We start from the raw sequence: 22,962 nt of genomic DNA on the forward strand, positions 1-22,962 counted from the left end.
AAAAACCCGTGCCCGGCGCGGATCACTGCGGATCGGGGTAGGTCCGGGCGCCGAACACGGCCGTGCCGATGCGCACCTCGGTCGAGCCTTCCTCGATCGCCAGCTCGAAATCCCCGCTCATCCCCATCGACAGCCGGTCCAGGCCGACGCCGGGGATAGGGTCCTGGCGCAAGCGGTCGCGCAACTCGCGCAGGGCGCGGAAACAGGCCCGCACCTCGGCCGGGTCCGGCGAGTTCACGGCCAGCGTCATCAGCCCCTGCACGCGCAGGGTGGGGAAGTCGGCCGCGATCCGCCGCAGAAAGGCCGGCACGTCGGCCGGCGCCATGCCGTACTTGCTGGGCTCGGAGGACGTCTTGACCTGCACCAGCACGTCCAGGACCCGGCCCTCGTTCTGCAGGCGCCGGTGCAGGGCCTCGGCCAGTTCCACGCGGTCCAGCGACTGCACCTCGGCCGCGTCGCGCGCGGCGTCGCGCGCCTTGTTGGTCTGCAGATGGCCGATCAGCACCCATTGCAGGCCCTCGCCGGCCAGCGCGGCGGCTTTTTGCCGGATCTCCTGCGTCTTGTTTTCGCCGAAGCGCGTCAGCCCCAGCGCCATGGCCTCGCGGATGGCTTCCACGCCGAAAGTCTTGCTGACGGGCAGCAGCGTCACGCTTTCCGGCGGGCGGCCGGCGCGCGCGCAGGCCTCGGCGATGCGTTGCTGGATACGGGCCAGGCGCCCGGCCATGGTGTCTACGGCGGTCATGCAGCTCTCTTGCGGAAACGGAAACGCCTCATAGTGTAGGACCGCGCGCGAGGCTTGCGCCACGGGGCCGGCCGCGCCGTTGACCCTGCGTAATCGGCAGGCTTAGAATTTGCAGATATTTGTTTATATTTCAATCTTTTATGCCCTCCGGCGCCGCTTGCGGCACGGCCCCTCAGCCCTTTCCCCGTCCCTCCGCCATGTCCAGCGCAGCGCCCGAATACGCTTTTGCCCAGCCATTTTGCAACCCGCCGGCCTCGCCGATCCGTTCGCTGATGCCATACGCCATGCGGCCCGGCACCATTTCACTGGCGGGCGGCTATCCGGCCCAGGAACTGTTCGACATCGAGGGTCTTACCATCGCCTCGACCCAGGTCATGGCGCGCCTGGGCGCCTGCCTGCAGTATTCCAACATCGACGGGCAGGCCAGCCTGCGCCATGAACTGGCGCGCCTGTCGGCCGAACGCGGCCTGGTCTGCGACGCCGACACCGAGCTGGCCGTGACCGGCGGCTCGCAGCAGGCGCTGGCGCTGCTGAGCCGCGTCATGCTGCAACCGGGCGACCACGCCATCATCGAATCGCCCGCCTTCCCCAATTCCGTCCAGGCGCTGCGCTACACCGGCGCCACCGTGCACACCGTGCCGTCCGGGCCCGAAGGCATCGACGTGGACGCGCTGGACGCGCTGGCCGCGCAGGTCAAGCCCAAGATCGTCTGCGTCGTCGCGTCGTTCTCCAATCCCTGCGGCGCCACGCTGACGCGCCAGCGCCGCCTGCGGCTGCTGGAGCTGGCGGTCAAGCACCGCTTCCTGATCGTCGAGGACGATCCCTACAGCGAACTGCGTTTCGCCGGCGAGGCGGTGCCGCCCATCGCGGCCCTGGCCGAAGGCGAGGCGCGCCACTGGGCGGTGTACCTGGCCAGCATGTCCAAGACCATGGCGCCGGCGCTGCGCATCGGCTGGCTGGTCGCGCCGGCCGAGGTCCGCCGCCGCTGCGTCGGCGCCAAGGCCGCCGACGACATGGCTTCCTCGGCCTGGATACAGGAAGTCGTGGCCCAGTACCTGGCCAACGGCCGCTATGCCGAGCACGTGCCGCGCATCCGCGCCGCCTACGGCCAGCGCTGCGACGCCATGGCCGAATCCCTGGCCCGAGAACTGGACGGCCGGATCACGTTCAGCAAGCCCGAGGGCGGCATGTTCTTCTGGGCGCGTTTGACCGGCGAGGTCGACGCCACCCGGCTGCTGCCCTACGCCATCGAACACGAAGTGGTGTACGTGCCGGGCAAGGCGTTCTATGCCGATCCCGCCCAGGCCGACCTGCACGCCATGCGCATGTCGTTCGCCACCATGAACGAAACCCAGATCGCGCAGGGCATGCAGCGGCTGGGCCGCGCGCTTCAGGCCTGCGAGGCCAACGAGCCGGTTTCGATCTCGCTGGCGGCCTGAGGGAGCGCCGGCGCATACCCAAATAAGCGCCGGTTGTTTGGCGCGCGCGCTTCATGTCTATAAGATTGTTGGCTTCGGCGCGCTCCCGCGCCCTGAAGCACAACAGGAAACAGGTCATGAAGATTGCAAAAGGCTTGATGGGCGCGGCGCTCCTGATGGCGGCCACGCAAGGCGCGCAGGCGGCCACGCTGGACGTGGTGCGCCAGCGCGGCGTGGTGGCTTGCGGCACGACGACCGGCTTCGCCGGGTTTTCCGCGCCCGACGCGCAGGGCAAGTGGCAGGGGCTGGACGTGGACCTGTGCCGCGCCATCGCCGCGGCCGTATTCGGCGACGCCAACAAGATCAAGGTCGTGCCGCTGAACTCGCAGCAGCGCTTCACCGCGCTGCAGTCCGGCGAGGTCGACGTGCTCACCCGCAACACCACCGTGACGCAGCAGCGCGACACCGCGCTGGGCATCATCCACGCCGGCATCAACTTCTACGACGGCCAGGGTTTTCTGGTGCCCAAGTCGCTGGGCGTGAAAAGCGCCAAGGAAATCAACGGCGCCACGGTCTGTCTGCAGACCGGCACCTCGAACGAGAACACGCTGGCCGACTGGGCGCGCGCCAATAACGTGAGCTACAAGCCGGTCGTGATCGAAACCTTCAACGAGGTGGTCAACGCCTTCGCGGCGGGCCGCTGCGACGTCTTCAGCACCGACGCCTCGGGCCTGGCCTCGATCCGCATCTCCAAGCTGCAGAATCCCGACGACTACGTCGTGCTGCCCGAGATCATCTCGAAAGAGCCGCTGGGCCCGTTCGTGCGCCAGGGCGACGATGCCTGGCTGAACGTGGTGCGCTGGTCGCTGTCGGCCATGATCGAGGCCGAGGAATACGGCGTGACGTCCGCGAACGTGGACGAGCAGGCCAAGAGCGCCAACCCCAACATCAAGCGCATCCTCGGCGTGACCCCCGGCAGCGGCGCGAACCTGGGCCTGGACGAGAAGTGGGCATACAACATCATCAAGCAGGTGGGCAACTACGGCGAGAGCTTCGAGCGCAACGTCGGCCAGGGCAGCCCCCTGAAGATCCAGCGCGGCCTGAACGCGCAATGGACGCAGGGCGGGCTGATGTACGCCCTGCCGATACGCTGACGCGGCGCCTTCAGGCGCCGGGATGGCGGTAGAGTTCGGCGATCTTCATGAAGGCGGCGCGCAGTTCGCGCGTGCCGCCCTGGAAGATCATCGGCCGCCCGCGATGCGTGAACACCACCAGGCGCTTGGAGAACACCATGGGCACGAAGCGCGCGTAGCGCACGTCTTCCCAGGCCACTTCGCGGCGCGTGAACCAGGTCTGGCGCAGGCCGCGTTCGTCTATGGTGGTGATCGAGGTCTGCATGTGCCAGGACACGAACAGCAGCCCCAGGAAGCACAGCGCCACCACCACCATCAGCAGCGTGTCGTAGGGCTGCGAAGGCGCGCGGATGGCGGTGGTCACCACCTGCACGCCCAGCACGGCCAGGATCACCCAGGTCAGGATGCGCACCCAGTCCGGCCATGCCTGCCCCGACAGCGGCAGCGGGCCGATCGCGCGCAGCAGCGCCGCGCGGTCTTCGGGGGCGGGTGTGCCGGTCGAAGCGCTCATGCCGCCCGTTTCGCGGCAATGGCGTTGCCGGCCCGGCTGGAGCCCTTGCGGTTCAGGTGGGCCGACATCCATTGCCCGATATCGACCACGGCGTCGAAGTCCACGCCGGTGTCGATGTCCAGGCCGCGCAGCATGTACAGCACGTCCTCGGTGGCCACGTTGCCGGTGGCGCCCTTGGCGTAGGGGCAGCCTCCCAGGCCGGCCACCGACGTGTGGAAGATGGAAATGCCGGTCTCCAGCGCCGCCAGGATGTTGGCCAGCGCCTGGCCGTAGGTGTCGTGGAAATGGCCGGAGACGCGCGCCGGATCGGCCACCCGCGTCACGGCGGCCATCACCTCGCGCACGCGCTTGGGCGTGCCCACGCCGATGGTGTCGGCCACGTCGATCTCGTCGACCTGCATGGCCAGGTAGCGCTGCACCACGTCCACCACGGCCTCGACCGGGACCTCGCCCTGGTACGGGCAGCCCAGCGCGCAGCTGATGCTGCCGCGCACGCGGATGCCGGCTTCGCGCGCGGCCTGCACCACGGGTTCGAAACGGGCGATGGATTCGGCAATGGAACAGTTGATGTTCTTTTGCGAAAAGGCCTCGCTGGCCGCGCCGAAGATCACGATTTCATCCGCGCCGGCGGCGCGCGCGCCCTCGAAACCCTTCATGTTGGGCGTGAGCACCGAATAGATGGTGCCGGGGCGGCGCTGGATGCGGGCCATCACGTCGGCGCCGTCGGCCATCTGCGGCACCCACTTGGGCGACACGAAGGACGCGGCTTCCACATTCGGAAAGCCGGCGGCGCTGAGCCGGTCGACCAGTTCCACCTTGATGTCGGTCGGCACGAATTCCTTTTCGTTCTGCAGGCCGTCGCGGGGCGACACCTCGACGATCTTTACGCGGGAGGGCAAAGCCATGTGTGTTCCTGTTCCGGGGTGCAATGGGCGCCGTGTGGCGGCGCGACCGTTCAATATTAGCGCCTACTTCAGGCGCTGGTATCGGCCGTCGTCCAGCCTGGCGATCCGTCCCTGGAGTTCCAGTTCCAGCAGTTGCGCCTGCAGCTCGCCGGTGGACAGCGCGCAGCGGGCCTGTATGGCGTCCAGGTGCAGCGGATCGAAGCCCAGCGCGTCCAGCACGGGATGGTCCGGCAGCGCGGCGGGCGCGGCCTGCGTGCCGCGCGCCGCGGGCATGGGGCCGCCGCCGAGTTCGTCGGTGATGTCGCTGGCGGTTTCGACCAGCTTGGCGCCCTGGCGGATCAGCGCATGGCAGCCGCGCGACAGCGGCGAATGGATCGAACCGGGGATGGCGAACACCTCGCGCCCGCTTTCGCCGGCCAGCCGCGCGGTGATCAGCGAGCCGCTCTGCCTGGCCGCCTCGACCACCAGCACGCCGCGCGCCAGCCCCGCCACGATGCGGTTGCGCTTGGGAAAGTGCTGCGGCTGCGCGCCGGTGCCCAGCGGCAGCTCGGACACCAGCGCGCCGTGCGCCGCGATGCGGTGCGCCAGCTCGCGGTGGCGCGCGGGATAAATGCGGTCGATGCCGGTGCCCATCACGGCCACCGTGCCGGCGCCGTCCGGGCCGGCCTCCAGCGCGCCCTCATGGGCCGCGCCGTCGATGCCCAGCGCCAGCCCGCTGACCACGCGCCAGCCGTGCGCGGCCAGGTGGCGCGCGAAGGCGCGCGCATTGTCGCAGCCGCCCGGCGTGGCGTTGCGCGCGCCCACCACCGCCAGCGAAGGCCCTTGCAGAAACGCCGGGTCGCCGGCCACGTACAGCAGGATGGGCGGGTCGGCGATGGTGAGCAGGCTTTGCGGATAGGTCGGGTCCGCCAGCGTCACCAGGTAGCGGCCGGGGGCGGCGGCCCATTCCAGCGCCTGCTCGACCTGCGCGGCCATCCCGGCCGGCATCGGCGCGGCCAGCTGGCGCGCCAGCGCCTCGGGCAGATGACGCGCCAGCGCCGTGGCGCGCTGCGCGTAGATCTGCTCGGGCAGGCCCAGCGCGCTGAGCAGCGTGCAGGCGGTGGCGGAACCGACGCCCGGCTCCAGGGACAGCCGCAGCCAGGCGGCGAGTTCGGAAGAAGATTGCGTGAGCGGCATGTCGCGGGCGCGTGCAGGATGATTCGGTGCGTGAGTGTCGCATGCGGTGTCGCATGGGCGCGCGCGCCGGCCGCGCCGGGTGGACGGAATTGCGCGCCGGCGGGGCGCCGGCAACCGGGGACGCGGCAATCCCGCCAATCCTGAAATTAGGCGAAAACTATTAGAAATCAAGACTCTAATGAATTAAACTCTTACTCAGCATCATTACCAGGCTCCCCCTTTTCAATGGCTTTACTTCCTATTCTTCGCTACCCGGACCCGCGCCTGCACAAAAAGGCCAAGCCGGTCGCCGAGGTCGATGACCGCATCCGCCAGCTCGTGCGCGACATGGCCGAAACCATGTACGACGCGCCGGGGGTGGGCCTGGCCGCAACCCAGGTCGACGTGCACGAGCGCGTCGTGGTGATCGACGTATCCGAGGAAAGCAACCAGCTGCTGGTCCTGATCAACCCCGAGATCACCTGGCGCAGCGACGACTACAAGGTCTACGAAGAGGGCTGCCTGTCGGTGCCCGGCATCTACGATGAAGTCGAGCGCGCCTCGCGCATCCGCTGCAAGGCTCTGGACATCGACGGCAAGCCCTTCGAGTTCGAAGCCGACGGCCTGCTGGCCGTCTGCGTGCAGCACGAACTCGACCACCTGGAAGGCAAGGTGTTCGTCGAATACCTGTCTAACCTCAAGCAGAACCGCATCAAGACGAAGCTGAAAAAGGCCGAGCGCGAAGCGCTGAGAGCCTAACGGATAGGCCCACCCCCTACCCGCTGCGCGGGCCCCCTCAAGGGGGCGGCGCTGGCGGACCGGCGAAGCCGGCTCCGCGGCGCCCCGGATCGGGCAGGGCATCTGCATGCGCGGAAGCGCTATTCTTTGAGCCCCTGTTTCATTCTTTTCCAATTCCCATGCGCCTAGTCTTTGCCGGCACGCCGGAATTCGCCCGCATCGCCTTCGACGCCTTGCGGGCCGCCGGCCACGAAATTCCCCTGGTCATGACCCAGCCCGACCGTCCGGCCGGACGCGGGCTGAAGCTCACGCCCAGTCCCGTCAAGCAGGCGGCGCTGGACGCCGGCATCGAGGTGGCGCAGCCGCGCAGCCTGCGCCTGGACGGCCGCTATCCCGACGAGGCCGCGCAGGCGCGCGCGCTGTTGCAGGAAGTGGCGCCCGACGTGATGGTGGTGGCGGCCTATGGCCTGATCCTGCCGCAGTGGGTGCTGGACCTGCCGCGCCTGGGCTGCCTGAACATCCACGCCAGCCTGCTGCCGCGCTGGCGCGGGGCCGCGCCCATCCAGCGCGCCATCGAAGCGGGCGACGCGCAGACCGGCGTGACCATCATGCAGATGGACCAGGGCCTGGACACCGGCGACATGCTGCTCGAGCGCGTGGTGCCGATCACGGCCGACACCAATGCGGCGCAGCTGCACGACGCGCTGGCCCAGGCCGGCGGCGAGGCCATCGTCGACGCGCTCGCGGCGCTGGCGCGGGGCGCACTGACTCCGCGCAGGCAGCCCGATGAAGGCGTCACCTACGCGGCCAAGCTCGACAAGGCCGAGGCCGCGCTGGACTGCGCCCAGCCGGCAGAACTGCTGGCGCGCCGGGTGCGCGCCTTCAACCCGGTGCCGGGCGCCAGCATCCGCCTGCCCGGCCTGGCCGATCCGGTGAAAGTGTGGCGCGCCCAGGCGCTGGACGAGACGTGCCCGGCCGAACCCGGCAGCGTGCTGCGCGCGGACGCCGCCGGCGTCGACATCGCCACCGGCCGCGGCGTGCTGCGTCTGCTCGAATTGCAGAAGGCGGGCGGCAAGCGCCAGCCCGTGGACGTGTTCGTGCGGGGCTGGCAGCCCGCCTGAATCCGCGGCCGGCCGTCAGGGCTGGCCGGCCAGCAGATCCAGATAGGCGCCGGACACCAGATGCTCGGGCGCCACGCCCAGCGCCTGCATCAGGCTGCGGGCCTCCTGCATGCCGGCCTCCACCGTTTCGCCGTCGCGCAGCACCACTTCCAGTTCCAGGAATTCGCCCAGGCCTTCGACCCGGTCCAGGTGGATGCGGGTGCGTCCGGTGATGTACAGCAGGCGCTGCTTGCGCACGCGGCCGATCGCGCCGTAGGCCAGCGCCAGCGTTTCGCGCAGCGCGTCGGGCGCTGCGGTCGGCGTGATGATGTAGAAGCTTTCCTTGGGCCCGGTTTCGTCGTTGCGGCGGTAGAAAATCAGTTCGCCCGAGCCGTCGGCAAAGGCGCGCAGCTTCAGCCGGCCCCGGGCGCAGGCAAAGAAGGTGTCGTCCTGCGCGATATGCGTGGGCTCCTGGCCCGACAGCGCCGCCGCCAGCGGTTCGATGGCCGCGAGGCCGGGCACCCGGGCCTTGATCTCGACATTGCGCGCCATGCGGAGCCTGCCGGGTTTCAGTACAGGGTGCTGGCCGCCCGCGCGGGCAGCTCGCGGTCGTAGGCCACGCCGTCGATGGTGCCGGACGACAGGTCGGCCAGGATGCGGCCGGTGCTGGGCAGCGCGCTGCGCGGCACCTGCGTCTGCGGGTCCCACAGCTTCGAGCGCAGCAGTGCGCGCGAGCACTGGAAGAACACGGTCTGCACGTCGATGACCAGCACCGAGCGCGGCAGCTTGCCGTCCATCTCGAAGCGCGCGAGCAGGGCTGGCTCCACGCTGATGCGCGCGGTGCCGTTGACCCTCAGCGTCTCGCCCACGCCCGGCACCAGGAACAGCAGGGCGATGCGCGGATCGGCCAGCACGTTGCGCAGCGTGTCGATGCGGTTGTTGCCGCGGCGGTCCGGCAGCAACAGCGTCTTTTCGTCCTCCACCACCACGAAGCCGGCCGGGTCGCCGCGCGGCGAGGCGTCCAGCCCGCCGGGGCCGGCCGTCGCCACCATGGCGAAGGGCGCGGCTTCGATGAAGGCGCGGTAGTGCGGATGCACGTGATCCACTTCCTTCTTGATCGAGGCCTCGCCGGGCTCGCCGTACAGGTCCTTCAGGGCGGCGGCGTCGGAAATCAGGTGGGCGGGATCGAGATGCATGGCGATGGGCTCCGGTTCAGGCCAGGGTGGCGGGCAGGTCGGCGACAGTCAGGAACAGCTCGTCGGGGCTGCGCTCGCGCAGCGCCTCGACGTGGTTATAACCCCAGGCGACGGAGCCGACGCGCACGCCCGCCTTGCGGGCGGCGTCGATGTCGCGCATTTCGTCGCCCACCAGCAGGAAGCGTTCCGGCGCGGTGCCGTGCTGCCTGAGCAGGCGGTCGATCTTGGCGGACTTGCCGAACAGGTCGGTGCCGCATTCGAAATCGTCGAACAGCGCAGCGGTCTGCTCGCCCAGCACGCGCCGCACGTTCTCGATGGAATTCGAGCTGACCACGGCCAGGCGCAGCCCGGCCGCCTTCAGCCGCGCCAGCGCGTCCGGGATGCCGTCGAACAGCTGCACGCTGGGGTCGATCTCCTGCATCAGCGTGCGCACGTGGGCCATGATGGCCGGCAGCTTCCACAGCGGAATGCCGAGGTACTTCAGGATCTCGGCGGCCTCGCGGTGGCGCAGCTGGTCGCGCTCGGCGGCGTCGATCTTGCGAAAGCCGTATTTGTCGGCCACCGTGTTGAGGATGGAATTGAACCAGGGCATGGTGTCGGCCAGGGTTCCGTCGAAGTCGAAAGCGGCGAGGTCGTATTTCAAGTGCAGGGTCCAGTGCGCGTCCGGCGCCGGCGTCAGACGCCGTCGGGGTGGAGGAGGTAGTGCACGACCGGCGCCAGGGCTTCCAGCGGCGGGGCGCCGGCCACGACGCGGGCCGCGTCGGTCCACGGATAGTCCAGCGCCAGCAGCCAGCCGAAGACCGCGTCGGCGTCGGCGGCGGGCAGCGTCACCATGGTCTCGATGGTGATGACCAGGCTGGAGGCGCGGTAGGGCTGCGGCTGGAATTCCCAGTCATAGCGGCCACAGCCCACGCGCACGTTGCCGCTGGCCTTTTCGGTCATGCCGACGATCCAGTCGCAGCGGTAGCCCGGCAGCTGCGCGCCGGCCTCGGGCCGCGACAGATAGAAGGTGTAGACGTTCTCGTAGGTCTGGCCGAACTTGCGCACCAGCGTGTCGGCGATGGCCGCCAGGCCGTGCGATTCCGGCGGAAAGGCGATGGCCTGCGTGCGCAGCGCCATCTTCAGCACCGCGTCCGGCGCGAACGCGCGCGCCATGTAGTGCGGGCGGTTCTCGTCCTTGGCGTGGAAATAGTCGCGCAAGACGGATTCGGTGCTGGCGGGGGGCAATGTAGCGGGGGACATCGCAAGAGCTTCCATGAATGGGGGCGTCAGGCCTTGACCGGGTCGAACCACTTCGAGACGTTGGGCGGCTCGTAGATGGCGTAGCGGTCCAGCAGCAGGGCGGGGTCGGATTCCACCACCAGCATGTCGCGATGCTGGGGGCGGATGAATTCCTCGTCGACGGCGTGGTCCACGAACCGGACCAGCGCGTCGTAATAGCCCGCCGTGTTCAGCAGGCCGCAGGGCTTTTGGTGCATGTTCAGCTGCGCCCAGGTCCAGACCTCGAAGAATTCTTCCAGCGTGCCGGCGCCGCCGGGCAGCGCGATGAATCCATCGGCCTTCTCCATCATCATGGCCTTGCGCTCGTGCATGCTCTGCACCAGGTGCAGCTCGGTCAGGCCGCGGTGCGCCTGTTCCTTTTTCTGCAGCAGTTCCGGGATCACGCCGATCACGCGGCCGCCGCCGGCCAGCACTTCATTGGCCACCACGCCCATGATGCCGACCACCGATCCGCCGTACACCAGCCCTAGATCGCGCTTGACCAGCTCCCGGGCCAGCACGCGGGCCTGCTCGATGTAGTCCGGCCGCGATCCGGGGTTGGAGCCGCAATACACGCAAATGTTCTTCAGAGTCATAGGGTTCGGGCGACGCTGTCCCGTTACAGATTGCGTCACGGGTTTTCGGGAAGCCCATAGTTTACGCAAGGTTCCCGAAGCATCCCGGCCGCCGCCGTATTCGGGGCCAGGGGCAATGTTTCGACACAGCATGTTCCGCCACGATCGGTAGACTGGGAGCTACGGATCGACTGGAAGCCCCAGGTCGCAGCGCTTTCACTTAACCCAAGAGGAGCCACGATATGGAACAAGCAACCCGTACCCGCCCGTTCGACATGGACGTCAAGGCCATACGCGCCAAGGCCCGCCAGGACATCGAATCCGGCGCCGTCACCGACACCTACCGCGCCGACCGGCAGACCGTGCTCAAGCTGCTCAACGAGGCGCTGGCCACCGAAATCGTCTGTGTGCTGCGCTACAAGCGCCACTACTTCATGGCGCGCGGCCTGAACGCCGAACCCGTCGCCGCCGAATTCGCCGAACACGCCACGCAGGAACAGGAACACGCCGACCGGCTGTGCGAACGCATCGTGCAGCTGGGCGGCGAGCCCAACCTGTCGCCCAAGGGCCTGCTCGACCGCAGCCATTCCGAGTACGTCGAAGGCACTACGCTGGTGGACATGATCAAGGAGAACCTGATCGCCGAACGTATCGCCATCGACAGCTATCGCCAGATGATCGAGTACATCGGCGAGCAGGACTCCACCACGCGCCGCCTTCTTGAAGAGATCCTGGCCGTGGAAGAGGAGCATGCCGACGACATGTCGGACTTCCTGGCCAAGCGTTGAACGGCGGCGCGCGCCGTCAGAGGGCGTCGGCCCAGAGGTCGTATTCGTCCGAATCGGTGACGCGCGCGCGCACCATGTCGCCCGCCTTCAGCGGGCGCTCGGCGCTCACGTAGACGCAGCCGTCGATCTCCGGCGCGTCGCCGGCGCTGCGGCCCACGGCGCCGTCCTCGTCCACTTCGTCGATCAGCACGTCGATCTCGCGGCCCACCTTGCGTTTCAGGCGGGCGGCCGAGATGGACTGCTGCAGCTCCATGAAGCGCTCCCAGCGCTCCTGCTTGACCTCGTCGGGCACCGGGTCGGCCAGCTGGTTGGCGGGCGCGCCTTCCACCGGTGAATACTGGAAGCAGCCCACGCGGTCCAGCTGCGCTTCCTGCATCCAGTCCAGCAGATACTGGAAGTCCTCTTCGGTTTCCCCGGGGAAACCGACGATGAAGGTCGAACGGATCGTCAGGTCCGGGCAGATCTCGCGCCAGCGCTTGATGCGCGCCAGCGTCTTGTCTTCGAAGGCCGGGCGCTTCATGGCCTTGAGGATGCGCGGGCTGGCGTGCTGGAACGGGATGTCCAGGTACGGCAGGATCTTGCCTTCGGCCATCAGCGGAATCACCTCGTCCACGTGCGGATACGGATAGACGTAGTGCAGGCGCGTCCACACGCCCATCTCGGACAAGGCCGTACAGAGTTCGGTCATGCGCGTCTTCACCGGCCGGCCGTTCCAGAAGCCGCTGCGGTACTTCACGTCCACGCCGTAGGCACTGGTGTCCTGCGAAATCACCAGCAGTTCCTTCACGCCGGCCTTGACCAGGCGCTCGGCCTCGTTGAGCACGTCGCCCACCGGCCGGCTGACCAGGTCGCCGCGCATCGACGGAATGATGCAGAAACTGCAGCGGTGGTTGCAGCCTTCCGAAATCTTCAGATAGGCGTAGTGGCGCGGCGTGAGCTTCACGCCCTGCGGCGGCACCAGGTCCAGGTAGGGGTTGTGGTCCTTCCTGGGCGGCGCGGCCTCGTGCACGGCGCGCACGACCTCTTCGTACTGTTGCGGCCCGGTCACCGCCAGCACGCTGGGGTGCACGTCGCGGATCACCGATTCCTCCACGCCCATGCAGCCGGTCACGATGACCTTGCCGTTCTCGGCCAGCGCCTCGCCGATCGCTTCCAGCGACTCCGCCTTGGCGCTGTCGATGAACCCGCAGGTATTGACCACCACCACGTCGGCGTCATCGTAGTCGGGCGTGACCTGGTAGCCTTCGGTGCGCAGCTGGGTCAGGATGCGTTCGGAATCGACCAGCGCTTTCGGGCAGCCAAGGCTAATAAACCCCACTTTTGGTGATTGGGTTTTGTATGTCATTGATATCATTGAGTGTTATTTGGGGACGAGGCTTGGGGCCTCAAAGGTGTGCAAAAGTTGCCCTAGGCGACACATAGACTACGAAATTCTAACTGTTCAACGCGACCGACATCCGATCAGGCAAATATGCCGTAAATTTCCTTCCGGGCGGATGTATCCACGTCGGCATTAAAGGTGTCCGTAGGTGCATCCGAGTGGCCGCGGGCTTTTGCCAGCATAAATTCAGGGACGTAACGACGCCGGTCACAGCTAGGGCAGAGACCGTGCGCCGCCGTTAGTGACCGGCAGCTGCCGACCCAAAGCAGTCATTGAGCCTAGAGGTCTGGCTCTGACACTACCCGCGGATGCCATGCCATCCGATCATCCCCACGTAAATGCCCACAGCGATGATCAGCAGGCTTGAGAGATAAGGCGCCCGCTGGGCCACCGCGCTAAACCATGGAGCGCGCTTGTTGACCTGACGCACGCTGAGCGCCGCGACGGCTCCAACCGTCACCAGCGTGATGGCCAGCCCGATCGAGAAGCACAGCACCAGCACGGCGCCCAGCGTGAACTCCTTCAACTGGAGGCACAACAAGAGCACCGTAATCGCCGCCGGGCACGGAATCAGCCCGCCGGTCAAGCCGAACAAGGCGATCTGCCAGTTGGTCACGTTCCGGTTCGTGAAACGCCGTCGGATGTCATTGGCATGCGCTAACTCGTGCGCATCTTGGTATCCCTCGCCCGCCACATCCAGCCCTCGCAGCTCGTCATGGAGGTGGTCATGCTGCTGCTCGTCCGGCTCCATGAAAGCGATGTCATAGCTGTGGACGTGCCCGCCATGGCCCAGGGCCAGGCGCGCCATGAACTCGTGTGGTTCGGGAATTTCCTCGAGCGACTCCAGATAGCCGTCCTTCTGCACGAAACGGAATTCATGGCGCGTCCCGTCGACCCTTTCCGTCGTCACGGAAACGTCCTGCGCCAGCCAGTTCCTGCCCCGCAGGCTGGCCAGCCTCCAGCGCGGCGCAAGTCCGCCCTCGAACACCTCCAGCGCGACTACACCGTGTCCGGTATTGATCTCGTGGCGCTCCGCGCCGTGGGAGTGGCCGTCATACCCGTGGCTGTGGCCGTGATCGTGGTCATGGCTCGCGCCATGCTGATCCCGCCAGGTCCGCCAGAACATCCACGCCGCGATCAGCACGATGATGATCCCGGACGCCAGCTGGAAATAGGGCTCCAGTTCCTCCGCTGCGACCCCGCGCCAGAGATACATGCCGCCCAGGCCGATCCCCCACACGATCAAAGTATGCGAAATGGTCGCGGTGATGCCCAGCAGCACCGCCTGCCCCACCGAGCCCCGGATCGCGACGATGAACGCAGCCATCATCGTCTTGGAATGGCCGGGCTCCAGCCCGTGCAGCGCGCCCAGCAGAATGGCGCTTGGAATAAACAGCCAGGCGTGCGACGCACCCTGGGCGATCAGTTCGGAAAACGACAACATGGATAGCGTTCTTAGAGGTACTTGGTGATTTCTTTGAACTCGTCGATCGCCCGCTGCCTGTCCTCGTCCAGTTCGCCCACCGCATCCTGGAGGCAGTGGTCGATATGGTCTTGAATGAGGGTCTTCTTGGCTTGGGAAATTGCACGCTCGACGGCATGCAACTGCTGGGCCAGCTCAAGACAGGGACGGTGTTCTTCCATCATCGACAGAATGCTGCGCAAATGTCCTTCCGCCCGCTTTAGACGTTTGGCTACGGCGTCGTGATGATGATGAGGGTCGGGTTTGTTCATGTTGCAATCATATCCCCCCCGGGGGGATATGATCCAAGAAACCACGCTGACATTCGGGGAAAACCAGAAGACTGCTGTAGTGATCTCTACATGATTGCAGAGATCGCAACGCTTTCTTATTCTGCTCCCCATGGACACCCCACTCGCATCCTCCTGGTTGCTGCTTATCGTCAGCCTACCCACCGGCGGCGCTACGGCCCGCATGCGCATTTGGCGCAAGCTCAAGGCCCTGGGCTGCGCCGCCTTGCGCGACGGCGCCTATCTGCTGCCTGCGCACGCCGAGCAGGCCTCCCAGCTTGCCTACCTGGCTACCGAAACAAGCGAGGAAGGCGGCCAGGCCTGGCTGCTGCGGGTCCAGGCCCAGGACAACGACGAGTCCGCCTCGTTTCAGGCCCTGTTCGACCGCTCGGCCGACTACGATGTCTGGCTGGCGGAACTGGCCCAGGCGCGCCAGACACTGGCCGCTTTGAGCCCGGCGGAACTGAACCGCCTGTTGCGCCGTTACGATCGCAGCTACCAGGAGTTGCGCCGGATCGATTTCTTCCCGGCTGAAACCTCGTTGCGCGCGCAGGCGCAGCAGCGCGATTTCGCCAATGCCATCGAAGCCCTCCTGTCGCCCGGCGAGCCCCACGCAGCCCAGGGAGGCATCGCACGCCGCGACGCCATGCATCACCGGGGACGGCTCTGGGCGACCCGGCGCCATATCTGGGTGGACCGCGTTGCGTGCGCGTGGCTGATCCAGCGCTTCATTGACCCGTCCGCGCGCTTTCTATGGCTAGAGACCCCGACGGAGTGTCCCGCCGATGCCCTGGGCTTCGATTTCGACGGCGCCACCTTCACGCACGTGGGCGACAAGGTGTCGTTCGAGGTCCTGCTCACCAGCTTCGGCTTGGACGAGAACCGTGGCCTCACGCGCCTCGGCGCAATGGTGCATGCGCTCGACGTAGGCGGCGCCCCTGCGCCGGAGGCTGCCGGCTTCGAGGCCATGCTGGCCGGCGCGCGCAAACGCCTGCCCGATGACGACGCATTGCTGGCCGAAGTCGGCACTGTGCTGGACTCCCTGTACGCCCACTTCTCCAGTCGGCGTAAGGCCTGATCTCTTTTCCGTTCAAGTGCGCAACCATGAACCCCACTCAAGAATCCGCCAGTGATAGCGCGGCGCCACTCGTCTCGCAACCAGCCTATACCATCTGGCAACTCGTCTGGTATTTCATCCGACTGGGGACGCTGGGCTTCGGTGGCCCGGTTGCCCTGGCCGGGTATATGCATCGCGATCTGGTGGACAGGCGAAGCTGGATTACCGACGGCGACTATAAGGAAGGCTTGGCGCTCGCCCAACTCGCGCCTGGCCCTCTGGCCGCGCAGCTCGCTATCTACCTCGGTTACGTGCATTACCGTATTCTCGGCGCCACGCTCGTGGGAATCGCCTTCGTGCTGCCATCGTTCTTCATGGTCGTGGCCCTGGGATGGGCATACGTGCGTTTCGGCGGCCTGACGTGGATGCAAGCGGTGTTCTACGGTGTGAGTGCCGCCGTGATCGGCATCATTGCCATCAGCGGCTACAAGCTCACCACCAAGAGCGTGGGCAAGGACAAACTGTTGTGGGCCATCTATCTAGCGCTGGCCGTCGTCACTGTCATCACCGAATCTGAAATCGCTTGGCTTTTTCTCGCGGCCGGCCTGATTGTCTGGTTTTGGCGCGCGCCACCCAAGTGGCTGAAGTCCGGGCATCTGTCGGCCGCCGCAGCGGTTTCCGTGCCAGCCGGGGCTACGCTGAGCATGCTGGACTGGCCACTGCTCTGGCAGATCGGCGTGTTCTTCGTCAAGGCTGGGGCTTTCGTCTTCGGCTCAGGGCTGGCCATCGTGCCATTTTTATATGGCGGCGTGGTCACCGACTTCCAGTGGCTCAACGACAAGCAGTTCGTCGATGCTGTGGCGGTAGCCATGATCACGCCCGGACCCGTGGTCATCACCGTGGGCTTCATCGGCTACTTGGTCGCCGGATTTCCCGGGGCCTGTGTGGCGGCCTTGGCCACCTTTTTGCCTTGTTATCTGTTCACCATCATTCCAGCGCCATACTTCAAGAAGTACGGAAAGCTGCCCAGTATTCTCGCATTCGTTGATGGCGTGACGGCCGCAGCGATCGGCGCCATCGTGGGCGCGGTCATCGTTATCGCCCGACGCACGATCATCGATGTGCCGACATTGATGTTGGCAATAGGAGCAGTGCTGTTGCTGTTGCGATTCAAGAAACTGTCCGAGCCGATGATCGTTGCTGGCGCGGCGTTGATTGGCTTGGCGGTTTATCCGCTGGTGCACTAACTTCTTTTCCCAGGAGCCCATCATGCAATGGATCACTCGTGAACGGCCCAAGATCGACCGCATCGCCTGCCCGTGGCTAATCGCCCGTTTTATCGACGAAACGCCAGAGTTTCTCTACGTGCCGGCAGGCGACGTTCTACGCATTGCCAAGGAAGCTGCCGCGATTCCCTACGACATCCCAGGCGTGGAACTATCGCATGTCGGAGAACTGTGCAGTTTCGACGCCTTTCTCGATAAGTACCGGTTAGCAGATAACCCGGCGTTGCAGCAACTGGCCGGCATCGTGCGCGGCGCCGACACTTCGCGCTTGGATCTGACCCCGCAGTCAGGCGGACTGTACGCACTGTCGCTGGGCTTGTCGCACCTTTACACCGACGACCACGTCATGCTCGGCCATGGCATGGTCATGTACGACGCCCTGTACGCATGGTGTCAGTCGTGCCAAGGAGAAACGCATCGATGGCCACCGGCGATGCCGACGGCATAAGGCGCGATCCCAGGCTGAGCAACAACATCTTTGGGAGATCCTCATGCAAAGCATATCTGTTCCCGAACTTGCGCTCTGGCGTAATGCCGAATTTCCCCATACGTTAATAGATGTGCGCCGCAAGCTCAGGCGCAAGGAGGATGGCGTGGCGATTGCCAATGGCCAATGGCTCGATCCCGCTTTGTGGCTGGAATGGAAGGACACCGTACCGGCTACGCAGCCCGTCATCATCTATTGCGCCCACGGTCACGAGCTAAGCCAGGGGCTGGCTGCCACCCTTTGTGCAATGGGCATCGACGCTAGGTATTTGCTCGGAGGAATAGAGGCCTGGCGTTCGACTGGGCAGAGTGTGGAATCAATCAAAGTTCACGACCAACCAGCCGGCATTCCGTGACCATCGTCCCAATCGGCGTTGCCTAAGATGTCTGGGGGGAATCCATAACGACTGCTACTGGCCGGAAGCGGTATCTGCTCGATGCCAGGATTCGACCCAAAGTCGTCACTGGAAGGGTGCGCAAAAATAGCAGGTGAGGCAATAACTCTTATCCTCTCGGATCGTTCGATATGAGACTTCGACATCCATCCTAGCAACGCGCTGAGTCCCGGAAGCCCGCTTCACTTTTGTCGAGTGCCGCGCTAACGGTTTAGTTGGGCTCGCCTACGGGCAGCCGAGCGACACGAACCCCACGCGCGGCACGCGGCCGTCTGCGGCGGCCGCGGCGATCGCGTCGCCCAGTTGCTTGCCGGTTTCGTTCGCGGGCGCCTTGACGTCAGCGTTGACGGAGCCTTTGCCGGCCCGGGATTTTTCCTGAATTTCCAATCTAGTTCACCGTAGTGTTCGTGTCGTCCGCATGCCAGGGCGGCAGGTCGCGCAGTGTTTCCGGGTGCAGGATGGCGACGCGCAACAGGGTCTTGGCCGCGCCCGAAGGGTTGCGGCGGCCCTGTTCCCAGTCCTGCAGGGTACGCACGCTGACGCCCAGCAGTTCCGCGAAATCCGCCTGGGGCAGGCCGACGCGGCTGCGTGCTTCGCTGATGCGCGACGGCTGCCACCGGGCGGCATGTGCCGGTGGGGCTGCTTTTTTCATGACTCGTTCGAAGGTCGGGCGGCGCCTGGCTGCGGCCGCCCAGGGATACAGACCGTCGTGCCGGGGAAGGCGACGAGGGGTAGGGCGTGATTATACGGCATTGCCGTAGGCGCGCATTTGAGGGGCGCGCAACGGCGCCGCCGATCGGCCCGTGCGCGCGAGCGGGCGTCTGCCCTGGGCAGAAGCGGCCGCTGGCAAGCCTAAAGATACCTATAGGTACCTTTGTGATAGCGTCCATTTATTCTTATAAATACCTATTTATTAAGGGTAATTTCCTAGGGTATGCCCTCGCATTGACTTATATAGATACTGCATAGTATGTTCTACCCAGAAAGTGACCACGCAGGAGACAGGCGCGCGTAGGGTTCACTCACCGGCTCACCAACCCATGGCAAGGATGTCTGGAAATATGGATACCCCACGTTGGAAGCAGCGTCCGGAGGGGTCGAATTGGGGCGATTTCGGCCCCGACGACCAAATCGGCCGCATGAATCTGCTGACCCCGCAAACCCGCTTGCACGCATTTCGCGAGGTTCAGGAAGGCTTGGCCTTCTGCCTCAGCCTGCCGCTCGACTATCCCGGCGGGAACACCTTGTTCCAGCATCGCCGCGAACCGCAGTTCTCTTACGACAGGCGCGGCGATGGCTATAACTACAACTACCGCCTGTCGCAGGTCTGTCCCTGCTTCAACGACGTCGTCTCCGACGATGCGGTGCTGATGTTCCTGCAGTACTCGACCCAATGGGACGGACTGGGCCATGTCGGGCAGATGTTCGACGCCAATGGCGACGGCCTTCCCGAAAAGGTCTATTACAACGGCTACCGGGGCGGCCTGGAGGTGGTCGGTCCGGACGACGCCAAGAGCGGCCTGGGGGCCAAGGCCATCGGCATCGAGCGCATGGCGACCGCCGGCGTGCAGGGGCGGGGGGTGATGGTCGATCTGGAACGCCGCTACGGGCGCGAGCGCGCCCTGGTCGGCTATGACGAGCTCATGGCGGCCCTGGAGGGCGTCACGGTGTTGCCGGGCGACTTTCTTTGTCTTTATACGGGTTTCGCCGACCTGGTCCTCGAAATGAACAAGCAGCCCGACGGGGAAGTCCTGGCGCGCTCCTGCGCCGTGCTCGACGGCCGGGATGAGCGGTTGCTGCAATGGATTACCGATTCCGGCATCGTGGCGATCTGCGCCGACAACTTTGCGGTAGAGGCGTATCCGGCCACGCCGGGCAAGGGCGAGCACTACCCGGGCCTGCCCTTGCATGCGCACTGCCTGTTCAAGCTGGGGCTGCATCTGGGTGAGCTCTGGTACTTCGCCGAGCTGGCGCAATGGCTGCGCGAGCATGGGCGCAGCACTTTCCTGTTGACCGCGCCGCCCCTGCGCCTGCCCGGCGCGGTGGGTTCGCCCGTCACGCCAGTCGCCACCGTCTGACTCCGCCGGGCGGGATGCCCGGCTTTCAATTGCTTTTATTCGGAGACCGCAATGCTCGCTCGCATTCCGGCCTGGACCCTCGCGGTCCTGGCCAGCCTCGCGCCGCTGGCGCACGCCGCCCCGGGTTATCCCGACAAACCGGTAACGCTCGTCATCCCTTTCCCGCCCGGGGGCACCAGCGATGTGGTGGGCCGGCAGCTCGCCATGCAGCTGGGCGAGGAACTGGGCGGAACGTTCGTCGTGAACAACAAGGCCGGCGCGTCCAGCATGATCGGCGCCACCTTCGTGGCCCGCGCGCCCAAGGACGGCTACACCTTGCTGCTGTCGTCCGGCAGCACCTTCACCGTCACGCCGCACCTGATGACGCAGATGTCGTACACGCTGGACGACTTCGCGCCGGTCTCGGCCGTTGCAACGGTGCCGTTCGCCTTCGTGGTGAAGAAGGACTTTCCGGCCCGGACCGTGGCCGATTACGCCGCCTACGCCAAGGCCCATCCCGGCAAGATCAACAATGCCACCAATGGGCTGGGCAGCATGGTGCACCTGCTGGGCGAGCTGGCCGCAACCGGCATGGGCGTGGAGGTGACCCAGGTGCACTACAAGGGCGCCGCCCCGGCGACCGTGGACATGATCGGCGGCGTGGTCGATTCCAACGTGGAGGCGCTCACCAGCGCGGTGCCGAACGTGCGGGCGGGGCAGTATCGGGCGCTCGCCGTGTTGAGTCCGCAGCGCCAGCCGTTGTTGCCCGACGTGCCCACGTTCGCCGAACTGGGCTATCCGGAGATCGTCGGGGAAACCTGGTACGCGGTGTTTGCGCCGGCCGGCACGCCGCCCGCGGTGGTGGAAAAGCTGAACGGCGCATTGCGCAAGATCACGGCATCGCCGCAATTCGTCAAGACCATGCAGCAGATCGGCAATCAGCCGCGCAGCAGCAGTCCGGAAGAGCTGCGGGAGATCACCCTGCGCGAAAGCCGGCGTTGGGGCGATCTCATCGAGAAACTGAATATCCCGCCCGTGCAGTAGGCGCAGGGACGGGGCGCCCCGGCGGCGCCCCGTTCAGCGCGGCAGATAACCCAGCGCCTGCATTGCGCGCAGATGATCGAGCACCGCCTCCTCGCTATCGATGCAGTCGCCGAAACCCGCCTGGCGCAGCTTGATGGTCGATACGAGCGGGGGCAGCGGCAGCGGATGTTGCGCCGACCATGTCGCATCGGCGTACTGCCACGACAGCCCGATAAGGTCCGAAAGTTCCTCCACCCGCAGCCGTTCGCGCCGCGCGATCCCGCGCCACGCCCGGGCTTCGCCCGGCATGGCTTCGCGCATGCGGGTGCGCACCGGCTCTCCCAGCGGCATGTCGAAGAACTCCGCCAGGCGTTCGAACAGCTGGCGCCAGACGATCACGTCGCCATTGGCGATATTGAACGCTTCGCCCGAGGCCTGCGGCGCGTCCCAGGCCCATTCGACCGCCCGGGCGATCAGGCGCGCGTCAGTACACTCCGTCAGCAGCTCCGGATGTCCCGGGTAGGCCAGCGGCTGCCCGGCCTCGCGCAACAGCGCCGCGTACGCTCCCAGCGTGGCGACCGGATTCATGGCGCTGCCCAGGGCAACCCCAAGCACGATCTGGGGGCGGAAGATCGTCCAGCCGAATCCCCGCCGCCGCGCCAGTTCGGCCACCAGGTCCTGCTGGTCGAAATAGAAGTTCGCGTGGTCGCGCACGGCGTCCTGCTCGCGCGCCGGAACGTGCCTCATCTGGCCGTTATGCACGCCGTATGCCTTGGTCCCCTGCAACAGGGTTACGTGCGCGAGGGGCGCGCCGTCCAGCGCCGACAGCGTGTTGGCCAGCATCCGCGTGTTGAGGGCGACATTGTCCGGGTCCCGCCAGCCTTTGAGCAGGTCAGCCTGCTCATTCAGGGCGGCGTAGACCAGGTGGGTCGTGTCGCGGTGGCCGGCCAGGGCCCGCCGCGTCGCGTCGGCGTCCCGGAGGTCCGCCGAAATCCAGGTCGCTTCCGGCGCGAAGTCGGCCGTGCGGCGCGACAGCCCCGCGCACTGTATGCCCGGCCTGCCCCCCATATGCTCCATGACGGCCCGGCCCACCACCCCGAGGGCGCCCACCACCAGCACTTTTCTCGCTGTCATTGGCCTGCTCCGAATTCCAATGCGCCGTTATCGATGGCTATCGCGTCGCGTTCGGCCACCACGGCGCAAAAGCGCGCCCGCCCGGGTTCGTCCTGCCACACGTCCAGCCGCAGCGTCTCGCCGGGATAGACCGGCGCGCGAAACCGGCCGCTCATGGCGCGTAACCGTTCCGGCGCGCCGCCGCAGCACAGGCGCACCAGGCCATGCCCGGCCACGCCGAAACTTGCCATGCCGTGCAGGATGGGACGGTCGAATCCAGCCGCGCGCGCGGCCGCGGGATCGATGTGCAGCGGGTTCAGGTCGGCCGAAAGGCGGTAGATGAGCGCTGCCTGCGGCGAGGTCGGGCATTCGGTGCGCTGATCGGGCTCGCGCTCGGGCAAGGGCGCAGGCGCCGGGCGCACCGATGGCGCGCCGCCGAAGCCGCCATCGCCGCGGCAGAACACGGTCTGCTGCATGGTGGCCACCAACGCGCCATCCTCCATGTCGAATAGATCGCGCTCGGCGTACAGCAAGGCGCCTTTGCCTGGCCCCTTGTCGGCCAGGTCGACGATGCGCGTCGCGCTCCTGACCCGCCCCTGGGCGGCGAGCGGCCGGTGCAGCCGGATGGACTGCTCGCCATGCACCGTGCGCCGCCAATCCAGGCCCAGCGGCAGGTCGCGCAGCCAGAAGCCGGGATCGGCCAGCACATTGACCAGGGTGGGCTGGACCTTCAGGCGGGTTTCGTCGACGAAGGCGAGATCCGCCTCGTCGGCCGGATGCATGCCGGCGCCGAGCGCGAGCGCATAGAGCACGCAGTCGCGCCAGCCGTACTGCTGAACGGAGTCGGGGATGCGCGCGGCCAGCAGCGCTTCTGGATCGATGGGCATGCGG

General features: G+C 66.4%; 27 protein-coding genes. 11 read left to right on the forward strand and 16 right to left on the reverse strand.

What is annotated here, in order from left to right; translation table 11 throughout:
- Window positions 1-22: 22 nt before the first annotated feature.
- Entirely contained in the window at window positions 23-742 is a 720-nt protein-coding gene (locus C1I89_RS25900) for a YggS family pyridoxal phosphate-dependent enzyme (protein ID WP_102775248.1), read from the reverse strand.
- Between the two features lie 197 nt (window positions 743-939).
- Here C1I89_RS25900 and C1I89_RS25905 point away from each other — a divergent pair, with 197 nt between their 5' ends.
- Both C1I89_RS25905 and C1I89_RS25910 read left to right on the forward strand, forming a co-directional pair.
- A complete protein-coding gene (locus C1I89_RS25905) occupies window positions 940-2,181 on the forward strand; it encodes an aminotransferase-like domain-containing protein (protein ID WP_102775249.1) in 1,242 nt (413 codons plus the stop codon).
- 116 nt (window positions 2,182-2,297) lie between these two features.
- The gene (locus C1I89_RS25910; RefSeq protein WP_102775250.1) at window positions 2,298-3,314 is read left to right on the forward strand and encodes an amino acid ABC transporter substrate-binding protein; all 1,017 of its coding nucleotides are present in this window, start codon (window positions 2,298-2,300) and stop codon (window positions 3,312-3,314) included.
- Between the two features lie 10 nt (window positions 3,315-3,324).
- Here the strand turns inward: C1I89_RS25910 and C1I89_RS25915 are convergent, their stop codons facing one another.
- The 3 genes from C1I89_RS25915 to dprA form a co-directional block, all read right to left on the reverse strand.
- Complete coding sequence (locus C1I89_RS25915) at window positions 3,325-3,804, reverse strand: hypothetical protein (protein ID WP_102775251.1); 480 nt, start codon at window positions 3,802-3,804, stop codon at window positions 3,325-3,327.
- Window positions 3,801-4,709: a hydroxymethylglutaryl-CoA lyase gene (locus tag C1I89_RS25920; RefSeq protein WP_102775252.1), complete on the reverse strand. Its 909-nt coding sequence runs from the start codon at window positions 4,707-4,709 to the stop codon at window positions 3,801-3,803. Before C1I89_RS25920 ends, C1I89_RS25915 begins: the two co-directional genes overlap by 4 nt.
- A gap of 63 nt (window positions 4,710-4,772) precedes the next feature.
- Window positions 4,773-5,885: a DNA-processing protein DprA gene (gene dprA, locus C1I89_RS25925; RefSeq protein WP_102775253.1), complete on the reverse strand. Its 1,113-nt coding sequence runs from the start codon at window positions 5,883-5,885 to the stop codon at window positions 4,773-4,775.
- A 225-nt stretch (window positions 5,886-6,110) separates the two neighbouring features.
- On the opposite strand from dprA, the gene def reads away from it, so the two are divergent.
- Both def and fmt read left to right on the forward strand, forming a co-directional pair.
- Complete coding sequence (gene def / locus C1I89_RS25930) at window positions 6,111-6,623, forward strand: peptide deformylase (RefSeq protein WP_102775254.1); 513 nt, start codon at window positions 6,111-6,113, stop codon at window positions 6,621-6,623.
- Between the two features lie 158 nt (window positions 6,624-6,781).
- A complete protein-coding gene (fmt, locus tag C1I89_RS25935; protein ID WP_102775255.1) occupies window positions 6,782-7,723 on the forward strand; it encodes a methionyl-tRNA formyltransferase in 942 nt (313 codons plus the stop codon).
- Between the two features lie 15 nt (window positions 7,724-7,738).
- On the opposite strand, the gene C1I89_RS25940 is transcribed toward fmt, so the two are convergent.
- From C1I89_RS25940 to C1I89_RS25960, 5 genes are read right to left on the reverse strand one after another with little or no spacing between them, the layout of a single operon-like run.
- Complete coding sequence (locus C1I89_RS25940) at window positions 7,739-8,254, reverse strand: class IV adenylate cyclase (protein ID WP_102775256.1); 516 nt, start codon at window positions 8,252-8,254, stop codon at window positions 7,739-7,741.
- Window positions 8,255-8,271: 17 nt separating this feature from the next.
- Window positions 8,272-8,898 (reverse strand): pyridoxamine 5'-phosphate oxidase family protein, encoded by a 627-nt coding sequence (locus tag C1I89_RS25945; protein WP_102775257.1) that lies wholly within the window; start codon window positions 8,896-8,898, stop codon window positions 8,272-8,274.
- 16 nt (window positions 8,899-8,914) lie between these two features.
- The gene (locus C1I89_RS25950) at window positions 8,915-9,541 is read right to left on the reverse strand and encodes an HAD hydrolase-like protein (protein ID WP_102775258.1); all 627 of its coding nucleotides are present in this window, start codon (window positions 9,539-9,541) and stop codon (window positions 8,915-8,917) included.
- A 32-nt stretch (window positions 9,542-9,573) separates the two neighbouring features.
- Entirely contained in the window at window positions 9,574-10,140 is a 567-nt protein-coding gene (locus C1I89_RS25955; protein WP_102775259.1) for a hypothetical protein, read from the reverse strand.
- A 26-nt stretch (window positions 10,141-10,166) separates the two neighbouring features.
- Window positions 10,167-10,754: a TIGR00730 family Rossman fold protein gene (locus C1I89_RS25960; protein ID WP_102775260.1), complete on the reverse strand. Its 588-nt coding sequence runs from the start codon at window positions 10,752-10,754 to the stop codon at window positions 10,167-10,169.
- Between the two features lie 221 nt (window positions 10,755-10,975).
- On the opposite strand from C1I89_RS25960, the gene C1I89_RS25965 reads away from it, so the two are divergent.
- The gene (locus tag C1I89_RS25965) at window positions 10,976-11,521 is read left to right on the forward strand and encodes a ferritin-like domain-containing protein (RefSeq protein WP_102775261.1); all 546 of its coding nucleotides are present in this window, start codon (window positions 10,976-10,978) and stop codon (window positions 11,519-11,521) included.
- A 16-nt stretch (window positions 11,522-11,537) separates the two neighbouring features.
- Here C1I89_RS25965 and rimO read toward each other — a convergent pair whose 3' ends face one another.
- From rimO to C1I89_RS25980, 3 genes are all read right to left on the reverse strand, one after another.
- The gene (gene rimO, locus C1I89_RS25970; protein ID WP_102775262.1) at window positions 11,538-12,866 is read right to left on the reverse strand and encodes a 30S ribosomal protein S12 methylthiotransferase RimO; all 1,329 of its coding nucleotides are present in this window, start codon (window positions 12,864-12,866) and stop codon (window positions 11,538-11,540) included.
- A gap of 334 nt (window positions 12,867-13,200) precedes the next feature.
- Entirely contained in the window at window positions 13,201-14,346 is a 1,146-nt protein-coding gene (locus C1I89_RS25975) for a nickel/cobalt efflux transporter (RefSeq protein ID WP_102775263.1), read from the reverse strand.
- An 11-nt stretch (window positions 14,347-14,357) separates the two neighbouring features.
- On the reverse strand, window positions 14,358-14,636 hold the full coding sequence (locus C1I89_RS25980) for a metal-sensing transcriptional repressor (RefSeq protein WP_102775264.1): 279 nt from the start codon (window positions 14,634-14,636) through the stop codon (window positions 14,358-14,360).
- Between the two features lie 130 nt (window positions 14,637-14,766).
- On the opposite strand from C1I89_RS25980, the gene C1I89_RS25985 reads away from it, so the two are divergent.
- The 4 genes from C1I89_RS25985 to C1I89_RS26000 are packed head-to-tail and all read left to right on the forward strand — an operon-like array spanning window position 14,767 to window position 17,839.
- Window positions 14,767-15,732: a chromate resistance protein ChrB domain-containing protein gene (locus C1I89_RS25985; protein ID WP_102775265.1), complete on the forward strand. Its 966-nt coding sequence runs from the start codon at window positions 14,767-14,769 to the stop codon at window positions 15,730-15,732.
- A gap of 26 nt (window positions 15,733-15,758) precedes the next feature.
- Window positions 15,759-16,958 (forward strand): chromate transporter, encoded by a 1,200-nt coding sequence (locus C1I89_RS25990; RefSeq protein WP_102775266.1) that lies wholly within the window; start codon window positions 15,759-15,761, stop codon window positions 16,956-16,958.
- A gap of 22 nt (window positions 16,959-16,980) precedes the next feature.
- Window positions 16,981-17,445 carry a chromate resistance protein ChrB domain-containing protein gene (locus C1I89_RS25995; protein WP_102775267.1) on the forward strand — a complete coding sequence of 155 codons (465 nt, stop codon included), beginning with the start codon at window positions 16,981-16,983 and terminating at the stop codon, window positions 17,443-17,445.
- 43 nt (window positions 17,446-17,488) lie between these two features.
- Entirely contained in the window at window positions 17,489-17,839 is a 351-nt protein-coding gene (locus tag C1I89_RS26000) for a rhodanese-like domain-containing protein (RefSeq protein ID WP_102775268.1), read from the forward strand.
- A 264-nt stretch (window positions 17,840-18,103) separates the two neighbouring features.
- Here the strand turns inward: C1I89_RS26000 and C1I89_RS34660 are convergent, their stop codons facing one another.
- On the reverse strand, window positions 18,104-18,265 hold the full coding sequence (locus tag C1I89_RS34660) for a hypothetical protein (protein ID WP_181391052.1): 162 nt from the start codon (window positions 18,263-18,265) through the stop codon (window positions 18,104-18,106).
- Between the two features lies 1 nt (window position 18,266).
- Window positions 18,267-18,530, reverse strand: a complete 264-nt coding sequence (locus tag C1I89_RS26005) for a helix-turn-helix domain-containing protein (RefSeq protein ID WP_102775269.1) — start codon at window positions 18,528-18,530, stop codon at window positions 18,267-18,269.
- Window positions 18,531-18,939: 409 nt separating this feature from the next.
- On the opposite strand from C1I89_RS26005, the gene C1I89_RS26010 reads away from it, so the two are divergent.
- Together C1I89_RS26010 and C1I89_RS26015 are read left to right on the forward strand one after the other, a co-directional pair.
- On the forward strand, window positions 18,940-19,956 hold the full coding sequence (locus tag C1I89_RS26010; protein WP_102775270.1) for a cyclase family protein: 1,017 nt from the start codon (window positions 18,940-18,942) through the stop codon (window positions 19,954-19,956).
- Between the two features lie 51 nt (window positions 19,957-20,007).
- Window positions 20,008-20,979, forward strand: coding sequence for a Bug family tripartite tricarboxylate transporter substrate binding protein (locus C1I89_RS26015; protein ID WP_102775271.1), 972 nt, complete (start codon window positions 20,008-20,010; stop codon window positions 20,977-20,979).
- A 33-nt stretch (window positions 20,980-21,012) separates the two neighbouring features.
- On the opposite strand, the gene C1I89_RS26020 is transcribed toward C1I89_RS26015, so the two are convergent.
- Window positions 21,013-22,092 carry an NAD-dependent epimerase/dehydratase family protein gene (locus C1I89_RS26020; protein ID WP_102775272.1) on the reverse strand — a complete coding sequence of 360 codons (1,080 nt, stop codon included), beginning with the start codon at window positions 22,090-22,092 and terminating at the stop codon, window positions 21,013-21,015.
- Window positions 22,089-22,958 (reverse strand): MaoC/PaaZ C-terminal domain-containing protein, encoded by an 870-nt coding sequence (locus tag C1I89_RS26025; protein ID WP_102775273.1) that lies wholly within the window; start codon window positions 22,956-22,958, stop codon window positions 22,089-22,091. The genes C1I89_RS26020 and C1I89_RS26025 overlap by 4 nt, the downstream gene beginning before the upstream one ends.
- Window positions 22,959-22,962: the final 4 nt, after the last annotated feature.

This window comes from Achromobacter pulmonis, from assembly GCF_002885955.2.
In the GTDB taxonomy this organism is placed as follows: domain Bacteria; phylum Pseudomonadota; class Gammaproteobacteria; order Burkholderiales; family Burkholderiaceae_B; genus Achromobacter; species Achromobacter pulmonis_A.